This window comes from Asanoa ishikariensis (assembly GCF_900107455.1).
GTDB lineage: Bacteria > Actinomycetota > Actinomycetes > Mycobacteriales > Micromonosporaceae > Asanoa > Asanoa ishikariensis.
The window spans coordinates 160,541-174,760 of record NZ_FNQB01000006.1 but is presented as its reverse complement, the minus strand read 5'-3'; the positions used below and the strand labels follow the sequence as shown (position 1 = coordinate 174,760).

Sequence of the window (14,220 nt, the reverse complement as noted above, 5' to 3'; positions counted from 1 at the left end):
GTTGAGTGTCCCTATTCGACGGTGTCGCAACCACTGACGGGGTCGCCGAGTCGCGCAGGGCGGGGGCATGGGTGGCCGGACGCCCGTACCCTGTCAGGGTGTCCGCCGTCGACCTTGTCCTGGTTCTGCTGATGGTTGTCTTCGCCATCAGCGGCTACCGGCAGGGTTTCGTGATCGGGGCCTTGTCCTTCTGCGGGTTCTTCGGCGGTGCCCTGATCGGGCTCCAGGTCGGGCCGCTGGTGGCCCAACGCTTTGCTGACGGCGCGATTCGCGTCGTCATTTCTTTGGTCGCCATTTTCGGGCTCGCCGTGCTTGGCCAGGCGCTCACCGGCTGGGTCGGCGCCCGCCTTCGGCATGCGATCACGAGCCATGTCGGCCGCCGGGTCGACGACGCCGGCGGCGCGGTGGTCTCGACGCTGGCCGTGCTGATCGTCGCCTGGTTGGTGGCCGTGCCGCTCGGGTCCTCGTCGGTGCCCTGGCTGGCGAGCTCCGTACGCAACAGCGCGCTGCTCGACGGTGTCGACAAGGTGTTGCCGGAGCAGGCGCAGGCCCTCTCCGAGTCGCTGCGAGACACCGTCGACACCCGGGGGTTCCCGGACGTGTTCGGTGGGCTGACCGCGACCCGCGCCCGCGAGGTCGCGGCGCCCGACCCGGCGCTCGCCAACTCCCAGGTCGTCATCAACTCGAAGCGATCCGTGGTCAAGGTGCTCGGGTCCGCTCAGAGTTGCGGTCGGCGCATCGAGGGCTCCGGCTTCGTGTACGCCCCGCAGCGCGTGATGACCAACGCCCACGTGGTGGCCGGCACCGACCGGGTGTCGATCGAGGTCAACGGCGATCGGGAGAGCGGCCGGGTGGTCGTCTACGACCCCAACCGGGACCTGGCCGTGATCTACGTGCCCGACCTCGAAGCCCCGGTGATGCCGTTCGCCCGAAACCTGGCTCGCGCCGAAGCCGACGCGATCGTGCTGGGCTACCCGCTGGACGGTCCCTACAACGCCCAGTCGGCCCGCATCCGCGACGTCGGCGACATCACCGGGCCGGACATCTACGAGTCGGGCGAGGTGACCCGAGAGATCTACACAATCCGAGCGCTGGTACGCAGCGGCAACTCGGGCGGCCCCCTGGTCACCCCGGACGGCACCGTGCTGGGCGTGATCTTCGCCGCCGCGGCGGACGACCGGAACACCGGGTTCGCGGTGACCGCCGACGAAGCCTCCAAGGTAGCCACGGCCGGCATCCAACGCACGAAGGCCACCGCCACCGGCGAGTGCGTCTAACCGCAACGGTCGCGGGCCGGTCGAGCGGGTTGTGGATCTCAGGCCGCCCGGGTGCCACCCGGAACTAGTGGACGCGCCGTCACCTTCCCGGATTGATCGGCGTCCAGAATCTCCAGCTGCTGGATGGTCCGCGGCAACCAACTCGCCCGGCGGCTAGATGGCCTGCGGCAACCAAGCCGCGCCGGCGGCTGGTGGAGTGGATCCAGGGATCGGGCGGGGTGTTCGGGCGCGTGCCCAACGAGCCGGCCGCCAACCGGGGGTGGTCTCAGGTGTGGCCGAGAGGCGGTTCCCGGCGTTGAGGCCTCTAGGGAGCTGTTGTGACGACCTGGCCGGGGGCTAAGCGCTCGGGGTCGGCACGCCGCGTTCGACGCGTGCCCAACGAGCCGGCCGCCAACCGGGGGTGGTCTCAGGCGTGGCTCAGAGGCGGTTCCCGGCCTTGAGGCCTCCAGGGAGCTGTTCTGTGACGATCTGGCCCGGCGGAGCTAAGCGGCCGGGGTTCTGCGCCGCCGCGCTGAATGCTCGGCGCGCGTGCCGAACGACCTGATCGCCAACCGGGGTGGTCTCAGACTCAGTTCCCGGCCCTAGAGCCGCGGCGGCGGGAGGGTTCAGCGGCCGTGTTTCGGCTCGCGGGTGCGGGAGCGTGCCCACCGATTCGAGCGCCCCGCCAACAGACCCATCGCCGGATGCCGGGAGAACAGGATGACGAAGACGACGCCGGCGGCCAGGACCAGCAGGGAGACCGCCGCGGCTATCCGCCAGCCGATCGGGCGGGCCGGGTCCGTCGGGGTCGCGGAGCGTTGGGCGGCGGAGCCCGACGCCCCCGATGCGCCCTCGGTCGTGCCGGTCTCGTGGGCGCCGCTGCCGGTGACCGCGTCGGTGCCCTGGCCTGGTGCCCGGCCGAAGCCGGCCACGCCCGGGGACTTGTCGTCGTCGAGGGGGTTGCGCACGACGCCCGGTAGTTGGGTGGTCAGGGCGGCCAGTGGGTCGACCCGGCCGAAGCCGTAGGTGTTGTCGCGGCCGGGGGCGCCTAGGTCGTCGGCCGTGTTGATCAGGCGGTTGACTACGTCGCCGGCCCGCATTGTGGGCCAGCGGGAGCGGACCAGGGCGGCGGAGGCCGACACCAGGGGTGCGGCGAAGCTGGTGCCGCGGACCCGCCAGAAGCCGCCGGTCTTGGCACCGACCAGGTCGGTGGCGGGGGCGGTCAGCACGGTCGCGTTGCCGGTGATCGAACCCGTCCAGAGGACGTCGGTTTCCTTCTCCAGACCGGCGACGGCGATCACGCCGGGCTCGCGGGCCGGGTACCAGACGTTGGTGGTCGCCTCCGGCAGCACGTTGCCGGTGCAGGCGACGACGACCACGTCGCGGGCGAAGGCGTAGTCGAGGGCCGCCGCGAGCGCCGGGCTGGTGCCGGAGCCGCCTAGCGACAGGTTGATCACCTTGGCGCCGCTGTCGACGGCCAGGCGGACCGCGCGGGCCACGATCATCGCGTCGCTGTAGCGGTTGTCGGCGTCGAGGACGCGGATCGGGAGGATCTTGGCGTTGGGGGCCAGGCCCATGACGCCGTCGTCGTCGTCCGAGCGGCCGGCGATCAGGCCGGCGACCGTGGTGCCGTGGCCGACCGGGTCGGTGTGCCCGTCGCCGCCGCCCTCTTTGACCAGGTCTTTGCCCGGCAGGACCTGGCCGGCGAGGTCTTCGTGGCTGGCGTCGACGCCCGAGTCGATCACCGCGACGATCACGCCGCTGCCGGTCGAGTAGCGCCAGGCGTTCTTGGCCCGCAGCTCACCGAGCTGCCACTGCTCGTCGCGGACCGAGTCGGCCGGGATCGGCAGCATCGGCGTGCGGGCAGCGGCCTGCCCGTGGCTGACCGGCCCGAACTGGCCAGATGGGATCGGCAGCGGTGCGGTCGTCAGCGCCAGGGTCGCGGCCATAGCGACCAGAGCCGCCCCACCTAGCCGTGGGACGGCGCTTCGGCGTTGGTGCGTCAGCCTCGTCACCTCACGGCCTTTTCACCCCGGGAAGTTCCTGTGCTGGGAGGTTACCCCGAGGTCCTACCTGTTCGGGACACACAATGTGCGACCAGTTCGCCATTGTCCGAGGTGCAGGCCTGTTGACCTCGGACGTGTGCGTAGCGTGATCCATCGATCGCTGCTCTTTCGGTGGGCTCGACCGGGTCAGGGTGCGGGCAGATGGGCGAGTTGGACGAGCCGGGTGCCGGTCTTGCGGGTGACCAGGCGGCCGCGGCCGGCGGGCAGCGGGCCGGGCCGGACCGAGCCGACCAACGGGCCCTCGTCGGCGTCGCCGGACATCACCAGGCCCGCCGTGGCGAGCTCGCGGAGCCGCTGGACGATCGGGTCGTAGAGCGCCCGGGCCGCGCCGCCGGTGCGTCGGGTCAGCACCAGGTGCAGCCCGATGTCGCGGGCCTGCGGCAGGAACTCCACCAGGGCGAGCAGCGGGTTGGCGGGCGCGGCCGCGACCAGGTCGTAGTCGTCGACCAGCACGAACAGCTCGGGGCCGGTCCACCAGCTCCGAGCGTGCAACTGCGCGGGCGTGACATCGGGCGGCGGCAGCCGGCGCCGCATGTAGCCGGCCACCGACTCGATCAGCTCCGAAGTGTCGCCTGCGGCGGTGCCGTACCCAATCAGATGGTCGGTCTCGACCGCTCCCAGCAGGCTGCGGCGATAGTCGACGACGATCAGGCGCGCCTGCGAAGGCGTGAAGCGGTGCGTGACAGTGGCGGCCAGAGCACGCAGGAACGACGTCTTGCCGCATTCCTGGTCGCCGAAAAGCACGAAGTGTGGGTCGGCCGCGAAGTCGACCGCCACCGGGCCCAGGTCGGCCTCGGCGATGCCGATCGGCAGGGTCAGGCCGGTGGTCGCCGTCTGGTCGAGATCGGCGTACGGGACCGCGGGCGGCAGCAGCCGGACCGGCGGGGCGGGCGGCCCGGCCCACGCGGCCGCCACGGCCTTGGCCAGCGGGACGTCGCCGGTCAGCGCCGGACTGAGGGTCAGCAGGTGGAGCCCCTCGCTGGTGATGCCGCGGCCGGGGGAGTCGGCGGGCACCCCGGCGGCGGCCTGGCGGGAGATGACCGAGTCGCTGGGGTCGCCGAGGCGTAGCTCCAGGCGGGCGGCGAACAGGTCGCGGGTGGCCGGGCGGAGGTCGAGCCAGCGGTTGGCCGAGGCCAGGACGTGGATGCCGTACGCCAGGCCGCGCCCGGCCAGGTCGGTGACCACCGGCTCGAGGTCGTCGAACTCGGAGCGCAGCGTCGACCAGCCGTCGACCACCAGGAAGACGTGCGGCTCGCCGCTCGAAGCACAGCCCTCACGTGACGCGAGCAGGGTGCCCAGCTCGCCGACCGTGCGGCGGACCGCGGCCGGGTCGAGCCGGCCGGCCACCCCGCCGACGTGCGGCAGGTCCCGCAGCGTGGCCAGGGTGCCCCCGCCGAAGTCGAGGCAGTAGAAGCGCGCCTCGGCCGGGGTGTGCGCCAGCGCCAGACCGCAGACCAGCGTGCGCAACGCGGTGGACTTGCCGCTGCGCGGCGCGCCGACGACCGCGACGTGCCCGGCCGCGCCGTCGAGGGCGAACCAGAGCAGGTCGCGGCGCTGGTCGAGCGGGCGGTCGACCACCGCGACCGGGACCTGGAGCGCGCCGTGCAGCTCGGGGTTGGCGAACGTCAGGCCGCGGCCCGGCACCACCACGGGCGGCCCGAGCACCTCGTCAAACGTCGCCGGCGAGGCCAGCGGAGGCAGCCACACCCGGTGGGCCGGCGGACCCTGCCCGGCGATCCGGTCGACCAGCGCGTCGAGCAGGCTGGGGCCGCCGGGCGCCGGCACGGCGGGGGATGACAAAAGCGGCGAGGTCGTGAAAGGGAGGACCAGCGGACCGGTGCTGGGTGCGGGGGCAGGCCGAACCGGACCCGACACGTAGGCGACCCGGAACCGGCGCAGCGGATCGGTCCCGGCCTTGAGATAGGCGTGGCCGGGCGCCCTGGGCAGCTCGTAGGCGTCCGGGACACCGAGCACGGCCCGCGACTCGAACGGCGAGAACGTGCGCAACCCGATCCGGTACGACAAATGGGTGTCCAGGCCACGCAGCCGGCCCTCTTCGAGGCGTTGGGAGGCCAGCAGCAGGTGCACGCCGAGCGACCGACCCAGCCGCCCGATCTGCACGAACAGGTCGATGAAGTCGGGCTTGGCGGACAGCAGCTCGGAGAACTCGTCGCAGACGACCAACAGTGACGGCAGTGGCGCCAGCGGTGCGCCGGCCGCCCGGGCCTGCTCGTAGTCGCGCCGGCTCGCGTAGTTGCCGGCCCGGCGCAGCAGCTCCTGCCGGCGGATCAGCTCGCCGTTGACCGCGTCGACCATCCGGTCGACCAGGTGCAACTCGTCGGCCAGGTTGGTGATCAGCGCGGCGGTGTGCGGCAGCCGGTCGAGGCTCGCGAACGTCGCGCCGCCCTTGAAGTCGACGAGGACGACGTTGAGGTCCTCGGACGAGTGCGTCGCCGCCAGCCCGAGCACCAACGTCCTGAGCAGCTCCGACTTGCCGGATCCCGTGGCGCCGATCAGCAGGCCGTGCGGCCCCATGCCGTCGAGTGCCGACTCCTTGAGGTCGAGCTCGACCGGGCTCCCGTCCCCGGCCGCCCCGATCGGCACCCGGAGCTGGTCGCGCGGCGGCCGCGGCGCCCACCCCTCGGCGACCGTCCACGCGTCGGGCTCGGCCACCCCGAGCAGGCCAACGTCCGCCGCCGGCAACGGGGAGCCGCCGGCCGGGCCGGCCAGCCGCAGCGGCGCGAGTCGTCGAGCCAACGCCGACGCGGAGGCCACGTCGAGCCCATCGGCGACACCCACCACGGCCACGCCGTCGGTCGTGGTCGTCTCCAGCGTGCCGTCGGGCCGACGGGTCAGCACCACGGTCGACGGGTCCACCAGCCGCGGCGGTGTGCCGTCGACCTCGACGACGGTCAGCCCGTCGGTGCCGGAGAACCGGGCCGGCCCGGCGCCGTCGACCACCACGACCAGGTGCGCGGAGATCCCGTCGAGCAGGCGCTCCAGCCCGGCCACCGTGTCGGCGACCAGCCGCACCGGGCCCAGCGCGTCCGACCGGGCGGGATGCCGGGCGTGCGGCAGCCACTTGACCCACTCCCAGTCAGCGCGGCGGCCGGGGCCGGCGGCGACCGCCACGACGAGGTCGTCGGGCGCGTGGAACGTCACCAACTGGGCCAGCAGAGCCCGGACCAGGGCCGGCGAGCCCCGCACGTGCACGCGGGCGAAGCCCCGCATCGACAGCGCCACGGGCAGGTCAGGCACCACGGAGTACGCGTCCAGGAAGCGCCGCAACGCGCCGGCGGTCATCGGCTCTAGGTCGTCGGGCGGCCGGCTCACCGGTGGGACGAGTGCGGTGGCCAGCGACTGGGGCCCGATGCCGACCCGGACCACGGCGAAGTCGCTGTCGGCCGGGCGCCGCTCCCACAACCGATGGCTGTCGACCGTGGACCACAGCCGCGAAGGGTCGGGATGCCGATAGAACAGGCCGGTGCGCTGCCGCGCGACGGTGGCCCGGGCCTGCCCGCGCAGCAACGACAGGTGGCGGAGGTAGTCGCGGCGGGCCGCGACGAGCTCGGCCTTGCGCGGGCCGCCGTAGCCCCACGACGTGGCCAGCATCGCCAGCGACGAGATGCCGAACATGCCGCCGACCACATAGGAGAACGCGCCGCCGCCCCGGCCCATCATCATCGCCATCGCGACGCCGCCGCCGAGCATGGGCAACAGCAGCATCAGTTGCTGCCAGCGCCCGCCGGTCGCCCGGGGCAGCTCCGGCGGGGCCTCGACCCGCAGCTCGCCGCCGGGGATCGAGGGCGCGGGCCGGCGCGGCGGCCGGCGCACGGACACCGTCGACATCGAGCCCTCCCGTCTCGCTGAGCTACGTGGGCGTCGCTCATGGTAGGGAATCGCGGCGGGTGTGGATGGCCGAAAAGGGGTCATGTGGATAACCCGCGAGACCGATAGCGTGCCCTCGTCCCGGCTCCCCCCGTGATGGAGGATGATCGATGCACACCGGACTCGCCCTGGTCACCGTCAACGCACCGCACCGCCGCGTCGACATCGCGCTACCGCAGGACGTACCCCTGGCCGATCTGCTGTCCGAGATCGTGCGGCACGCGGGTGCCGCGCTCGCCGACGACGGCGAGGCGCACGGCGGCTGGGTCCTGCGCCGCACGGACGGCACGGCGCTCGAGAGCGGTGCGAGCCTGGCGGCCCAGGGGGTACGCGACGGCGAGCTGCTGCACCTCGTCCCCGCCCACCAGGAGTGGCCGGAGCTCGAGTTCGACGATGTCGTCGAGGCGATCGCCGACGGAGCCCGCAGCCACGGCACGGCCTGGTCCGGCCAGCACACCGTGGTGGCGGCGCTGGCCGCGGCCGGGGTGGCGCTCGGAGCCGCGCTGGTCGTCCTGCTCCGCGCCGGCCCCGACTCGATCGCCGCGATGCTGACCACCCTCGGCGTGGCCGCCAGCCTCACGGTCGCGGGCATCCTCGCGGCCCGCGCATACGGCCACCGTCCCGCCGGCATCGCCCTGGGCGCCTACTCGCTGCCGTACGCCTTCGCCGCCGGTGCCCTGCTGCTGGCCGGCGGCGACGCCGTAGGCCCGGTGCCGGGCCTGACCTGGATCGGAGCGCCGGAGCTGCTGCTCGGCTCGGCGGCGCTGGCCCTGCACGGCGTGCTCGGCATCATCGGGGTGGGCGCCGGCCGCCGGATCTTCTCGGCCGCGGTGCTGACCGGCCTGCTCGGCGCCGCGACCGCCGGGATCGGCTTCGCGCTGACCGCGCGGGGCGCCGCCGCGATCCTGCTCGCCGTGCTGGTCTGCGGAGTCGGCTTGCTGCCCCTGCTGGCGATCCGGACGGCCCGGTTGCCGATTCCGCCGGTGACCGCCACGGACACCGACCAGGAGGGGGAGCGGGTCCGCACCGCCGTCACCCGCGCGGAGGAGATTCTCGGCGGACTGCTGATCGGCCACGCCGTGCTGGCGTCGGTCGCGGCCGTGCTCCTGGCCGCCACCGGTGGAGGTTGGGGTCGGACGCTCACGGCCGTCTGCGGCGTCGCGCTGCTGCTCCGGGCCAGGGTCTTCCGCACGGTCCGCCAGCGGGTGCCGCTGCTGGCGGCGGGCACCGTCGCGCTGGCCGCCGCGGCGCTCGCCGTCGCCGGCCGTCCCGACCAACTGACCACGGTCCTCGCCGGCGCACTCGGCCTGGCCGTCGCGGTGCTGTTGACCGCGGCCGGGGTGGGCTACGCCCGCCGCCCGGCGGGGCCCTACCTGGGCCGCACCGCGGACCTGCTGGACACCGGCCTGCTGGTCGCGGTCATCCCGGTGGCCTGCGCCGTGCTGGGCCTGTTCGCACAGGCCCAGACACTCGTCGACTAGTACGTGCCGGCGGCCTTGGCCTCTTCCGCGCGGCGGTAGGAGGCCAGGATCTCGGCCTCGGCCTCGGTGCGCCCGACCCAGGTCGCGCCCTCGACCGACTTGCCGGGCTCGAGGTCTTTGTAGACCTCGAAGAAGTGCTGGATCTCCAGGCGGTCGAACTCGCCCACGTGATGAATGTCCCGCAGGTGCTCCTGGCGGGGGTCCTCGAACGGCACGCAAAGGACCTTGTCGTCGCCGCCCTTTTCATCCGTCATGCGGAACATGCCAATGGCGCGGCAGCGGATCAGGCAGCCGGGAAAGGTCGGTTCGGTCACCAGCACCAGCGCGTCCAGCGGGTCGCCGTCCTCGCCGAGGGTCTCCTCGATGAAGCCGTAGTCCGCCGGATACTGCGTCGAGGTGAAGAGCGTGCGGTCGAGGCGGATGCGGCCGGTCTTATGGTCGACCTCATACTTGTTGCGATTCCCCTTGGGAATCTCAACGGTGACGTCGAAATCCATTTTCATGCTCTCCTTGCTGACCGCGTTGGCGCCCTGCATACGCACGGACGCCAGTAGTGTCGCCTAGGCCGGGCTTCGAACGGGAGGAGGGGCGGGTGGGGGAAGACTCACAACCGCGCCCCGCGCGCGGTCGGGCACAGGTGCCCGGAGCCACGCCACCGACGTCCGATTCCGTGCGAAAGTCGCCCCCGCCGACGGATGCCAACCTACACGGTTCCGGCCCCGGACAGCCCGCGCCGCCGCCCGGCCCGTTCCCGCCCGCGGGACCGACTCGCGCCCGCGCCGCCGTGCCCGCGGGCCCACCCGTCCCACCGGCCCCAACCCACCAACCACCGATCTCTCCGGGTCCGATCGGCCCACCGATCTCGCCCGGACCCAGCGGCCCGCCGATCCCGTTAGGACCGGTCGGCCGCCATCCGAACCAGCCGCCGCCCGTCGCGCCGCAGCCGCCGGCACCGGCACCGGCACCCCGCCGCCGCCCCCGGGCCGCGATGCTGGTCGCGTTGACCGGCGTGCTCGTCCTGGTCGTCTTCGCCGCCGGCCTGGTCGTGCTCCGCCCGGGCCCGGTCGCGGCCTGGCTCGGCGACGACGCCGGGTCCCGGCCCACGCCGGTCGTCGACCCGCCCGACGCGCCGCCCGGCCCCGTGCTCGGCTCACTCGACGGCACCGCGCCCGTGCCCAACGAGGCCGGCCTGACCACCGCCATCGGCAAGCTGGTCACCGACAACGACCTCGGCGGCCGCGCCAGCGTGGTGGTCCGCGACGTGGTCACCGGCAACGTGCTCTACGCCAACAAGGGCGACGTGCCGACCGTGCCGGCCTCGACGATGAAGCTGGTCACCGCGGCCGCCGTGCTGGCGACCCGCGGCCCGGCCCACCGGATCCCGACCCGGGTGGTCGCGGGACCCGACCCGGGTGAGGTGATCCTGGTCGGTGGCGGCGACCCGACGCTCGGCGTCAACAGCAAGACCTTCTACCCAGGCGCGGCCCGGCTCGACAAGCTGGCCGCCGCCACCAAGAAGGCGCTCGGCGGCACAGCCCCGACCAAGGTCTACTACGACAGCTCCCTCTTCTCCGGGCCGGTCTACGAGCCGGGCTGGGACTCCGACATCCCGACCGGCGGCTTCGGCGGGCCGTCCACCGCGCTCACCGTCGACGGCGCGCGGACGACACCCAAGCAGCTCGACAACGGATACTCCGAGCGGTTCAGCAAGCCCGACGAGGCCGCCGCGAAAGCGTTCGCCAAGGCCCTCGGCGTCGGAGGCAACCCCGCCCCGGCCCCCAAGGGCTCGGTGCCGCAGGGGCCGAGCGCGGCACCGACCAGCCCGGCCGGCAGCATCGACCCGGGCACGGAGTTGGCCCGGGTGGAGTCGCCGCCGATGGTCCGGCTCGTCGAGTACATGCTCGTCGACAGCGACAACGTGGTGGCCGAGGCGATGGCCCGCCAGGTGGCGCTGGCCAAGGGCAAGCCGGCCTCGTACGCCGGTGCCCGCGCGGCGATGACCGAGGTCGTCGGTGAGCTCGGGCTGCCGGCCGACGGGTTGGTCCTCGCGGACGGCAGCGGCCTGTCCCGCACCGACCGGTTGACCCCCGACCTGCAGACCGCACTGCTCGCGCTCGCCGCGTCCGGCAGGCGCCCCGAGTTGACCGAGATGTTCGCCGGTCTGCCGGTGGCGCAGTGGACTGGCACGCTCGACGAGCGCTTCGGCGAGGCGACCGACCGCAAGGCCGCCGCCGGCGTGGTCCGGGCCAAGACCGGCACGCTGACCGGCAACCACGCGATGGCCGGCGTCGTCACCACGGTCGATGGCCGGCTGCTCGCGTTCTCCATCCTCACCGACGGTGTGACGGCCAGCAGCGACACCACCCGCAGCGCCCTGGACCGGATCGCCGCGACCCTGGCCCGCTGCGGCTGCCGCTGACCGAACCCCGCTAGCTTCGGCTAGCGGATGCCGCGCCGGGGGTGTCCCGCACGGGTACCGTGGGGTGATGGCGCAGTTCGTGGACTGGGATCTGGCCGCCGCGACAGCGGGCGCGCTCGGTAAGTCGGGCCCGCGGGCCTCCTACGAGGAAGCCACCGAGGTGGTGGCCGACCTGCGCCGCCTGACCGAAGAGGCGGCTGGTCACGTCAGTGACTACACGGGCCTGCAGTCGCAGGTCGCACATCCACCGGTACGCGTCGTCGACCGCCGCGACTGGGCCGCCGTCAACGTCGCCGGGCTGCGCGAGGTGATCAGCCCGTTGATCACTCGGCTCTCCGGTGACAAGGAGCCTGGCGCGTTCACCGACGCGATCGGCTCCCGGCTGACCGGTGTCCAGGCCGGCAGCGTGCTGGCATACCTCTCCGGCAGGGTCCTTGGGCAGTATGAGGTGTTTTCTGCCGATCCAGGGCAATTGCTGCTCGTTGCCCCGAACATCGTCGAGGTCGAGCGCAAGCTCGGTGCCGACACCCGCGACTTCCGCCTCTGGGTCTGCCTGCACGAGGTCACCCACCGCACCCAGTTCACCTCGGTGCCCTGGATGCGCGCCTACTTCCTCAGCGAGGTGCAGTCCTTCGTCGACGCCTCGCAGGCCGGCAACGAGCACTTCACCGACCGGCTCCGGCGCGCCGTGGCCACCCTCTCCGACGCGATACGCGAGCCGGACAGCCGCGCCAGCGTCCTCGACCTGGTGCAGACGCCCGGCCAGCGCGCCGTCCTCGACCGGCTGACCGCCCTGATGACGCTGCTGGAGGGGCACGCCGAGTTCGTGATGGACGGCGTCGGCCCCGAGGTCATACCCACCGTCGAGCAGATCCGGGCCCGGTTCAACCGGCGCCGGGAGGCGGGCAACCCGCTGGAGAAGGCGATGCGCAAGCTGCTCGGCATCGACGTGAAGATGCGGCAGTACGCCGAGGGGCGCAAGTTCGTCCACGGTGTCGTGGAGCGGGTCGGCATGGCCGGCTTCAACAAGATCTTCAGCTCGCCGTTGACGCTGCCCCGCCTGGAGGAACTCGGCGACCCGGACGCCTGGGTGGCTCGGGTCCATGGCCCTGGCGGCGGCTCCGGGCCGCTGCTGTCGCAGGACTGACCAGCCACCGTGGTCGGTCCCGCGCCACCGGTCGCCGCGACTCGCGTCGCGGTCCGCCGCATGCTGCACGGGATACGCAAGGACGCGCTGGTGCTGGTCGCCTGCTCCGGCGGTGCCGACTCGCTGGCGCTGGCCGCCGCGACGGCGTTCGTGGCTCCCCGGATGGGCCTGCGCGCGGGATTGATCACCATAGACCACGGCCTCCAGGACGGCTCCGACCGCCGGGCGAGCGCGGTCGCCGCCTGGGGTGAGTCCGTCGACCTGAGCCCGTCCATAGTGGTGTCCGTCGACGTGTCCGGCCGGCCCGGCGGCCCCGAGGCGGCCGCGCGCGAGGCCCGCTACGACGCGCTGCTCGACACCGCCCGCGCCCACGACGCCAACTCGGTGCTGCTCGGCCACACCCGCGACGACCAGGCCGAGACGGTGCTGCTCGCGCTGGCCCGCGGCGCCGGCCCGCGAGGCATGGCGGCGATGCCGGACCGGCGCGACGTCGAGGGCGTGGCGCTGCTGCGGCCGCTGCTCGACATGTCCCGCGACGAGACCCGCAAGGCGTGCGCCGCGATGGGGCTCGAGCCGTGGGAGGACCCGCACAACCTCGACCCGTCGTACGCCCGGTCCCGGGTCCGCAGTTCTGCCCTGCCGGCGCTGGTCGACGCGCTCGGCCCCGGCGTGGTGTCCAACCTGGCTCGCACCGCGCGGCTGCTGGCCCAGGACGCCGAGGCGCTCGACGTGCTCGCCGCCGAGGAGCTGGAGCGGTCCCTGATCGACGAAGGACTGTCGGTCGCGATGCTCGAAGCGCTGCTGCCGGCGTTGCGCGCGCGGGCCCTGCATTCGTGGGCGCTGTCGCTGGGCTGCTCGCCGGCCGCGTTGTCGCACCGGCACGTCACCGCGCTCGAGGCGCTGGTCACCGGCTGGCACGGCCAGGGCGCCGTCCACCTGCCCGGCGGGATCCGGGCGGCCCGGATCGCCGGCGTGCTGCGAGTCGTCACGGACTGACTACTTGCGGAACGTCGACCGGTACGCGTGCGGCGTCGCGCCGACCCGCCGGCTGAAGTGGTGCCGCAACGTCGCCGCGTCGCCGAAGCCGCTCTTGCCCGCGACCGTCTCGACCGCGAGCTCTGTCTCCTCCAGCAGACGCCGGGCGAGCAGGACGCGCTGGCCGGTCACCCAGTCGTGCGGCGTCGTGCCGGTCTCCGCGCGGAACCGGCGGGCGAACGTGCGCGGTGCCATGTGGGCGCGGGCGGCCAGGTCGTCGACGGTGATCGGCCGGTCGAGGTTGGTGATCAGCCAGGTGAGCAGCGGTTCGAGGGTGGGTGCCTCGGGCGTACGCGCGATCGGGGCCTCGATGTACTGCGCCTGACCGCCGTCGCGGTGCGGCGGGACGACCATCCGGCGGGCCAGCTTCGTGGCGATCTCCGAGCCGTGCTGCTGGCGCACCAGGTGCAGGCAGGCGTCGATGCCGGCCGCCGTGCCGGCGCTGGTCAGCAGGTTCCCGTCGTGGACGTAGAGGTTGTTGCAGGCGACCTTGGCGCGCGGGAAGCGGTCCTGTAGCGCGTCGGCGTAGCGCCAGTGGGTGGTGCACTCGCGGTCGTCGAGCAGGCCGGCCTCGCCCAGGACGAACGCGCCCGAGCAGACGCTGAACAGTTGGGCGCCCCGGGCGTCGGCCCTGCGCAGCGCGGCCAGGACCGCCGGTGGCACGGACGCGCCGTCCTTGTGCGCCGGCACGGCGACCAGGTCGGCGTCTTCCAGCGGGCTCAGGTCGGCGGCCGGGAGCAGGGTGAAGCCGTTCTGGGCCTGCACCGGGCCACCGTCCGGCGAGCACACGTGGAACCGGTAGCCGGGGAAGCCGTCGGCCGTGCGATCGGTGCCGAAGACCTCACACAGCACGCCGAGCTCGAAGGCGGCGACGCCGTCCATGACCACCACTGCGACGTTGCGAAGCATGCTCACAGGCTAGCGGAAG

At 73.4% G+C, this 14,220-nt stretch carries 9 protein-coding genes; 5 read left to right on the top strand and 4 right to left on the bottom strand.

What is annotated here, in order from left to right:
* The first annotated feature begins 98 nt into the window (after window positions 1-98).
* Window positions 99-1,277, top strand: coding sequence for a MarP family serine protease (locus BLV39_RS40260; protein ID WP_090804433.1), 1,179 nt, complete (start codon window positions 99-101; stop codon window positions 1,275-1,277).
* A 605-nt stretch (window positions 1,278-1,882) separates the two neighbouring features.
* Here the strand turns inward: BLV39_RS40260 and mycP are convergent.
* Window positions 1,883-3,205 (bottom strand): type VII secretion-associated serine protease mycosin, encoded by a 1,323-nt coding sequence (mycP, locus tag BLV39_RS40255; RefSeq protein WP_090804431.1) that lies wholly within the window; start codon window positions 3,203-3,205, stop codon window positions 1,883-1,885.
* Between the two features lie 243 nt (window positions 3,206-3,448).
* Complete coding sequence (eccCa, locus tag BLV39_RS40250; protein ID WP_090804429.1) at window positions 3,449-7,171, bottom strand: type VII secretion protein EccCa; 3,723 nt, start codon at window positions 7,169-7,171, stop codon at window positions 3,449-3,451.
* A gap of 149 nt (window positions 7,172-7,320) precedes the next feature.
* Between eccCa and eccD the strand changes: the two genes are divergently transcribed.
* Window positions 7,321-8,691 carry a type VII secretion integral membrane protein EccD gene (eccD, locus tag BLV39_RS40245; RefSeq protein ID WP_090804427.1) on the top strand — a complete coding sequence of 457 codons (1,371 nt, stop codon included), beginning with the start codon at window positions 7,321-7,323 and terminating at the stop codon, window positions 8,689-8,691.
* Here eccD and BLV39_RS40240 read toward each other — a convergent pair.
* A complete protein-coding gene (locus BLV39_RS40240; protein WP_090804698.1) occupies window positions 8,688-9,188 on the bottom strand; it encodes an inorganic diphosphatase in 501 nt (166 codons plus the stop codon). The two genes, eccD and BLV39_RS40240, sit on opposite strands and share 4 nt — an antisense overlap.
* A gap of 491 nt (window positions 9,189-9,679) precedes the next feature.
* Here BLV39_RS40240 and dacB point away from each other — a divergent pair, with 491 nt between their 5' ends.
* From dacB to tilS, 3 genes are all read left to right on the top strand, one after another.
* On the top strand, window positions 9,680-11,110 hold the full coding sequence (dacB, locus tag BLV39_RS40235; RefSeq protein ID WP_090804425.1) for a D-alanyl-D-alanine carboxypeptidase/D-alanyl-D-alanine endopeptidase: 1,431 nt from the start codon (window positions 9,680-9,682) through the stop codon (window positions 11,108-11,110).
* Window positions 11,111-11,177: 67 nt separating this feature from the next.
* Window positions 11,178-12,257 (top strand): zinc-dependent metalloprotease, encoded by a 1,080-nt coding sequence (locus tag BLV39_RS40230; RefSeq protein ID WP_090804423.1) that lies wholly within the window; start codon window positions 11,178-11,180, stop codon window positions 12,255-12,257.
* A gap of 9 nt (window positions 12,258-12,266) precedes the next feature.
* Entirely contained in the window at window positions 12,267-13,253 is a 987-nt protein-coding gene (gene tilS / locus BLV39_RS40225) for a tRNA lysidine(34) synthetase TilS (RefSeq protein ID WP_090804421.1), read from the top strand.
* Here tilS and BLV39_RS40220 read toward each other — a convergent pair whose 3' ends face one another.
* On the bottom strand, window positions 13,254-14,201 hold the full coding sequence (locus BLV39_RS40220; protein ID WP_090804419.1) for a GlxA family transcriptional regulator: 948 nt from the start codon (window positions 14,199-14,201) through the stop codon (window positions 13,254-13,256).
* Window positions 14,202-14,220 lie beyond the last annotated feature (19 nt).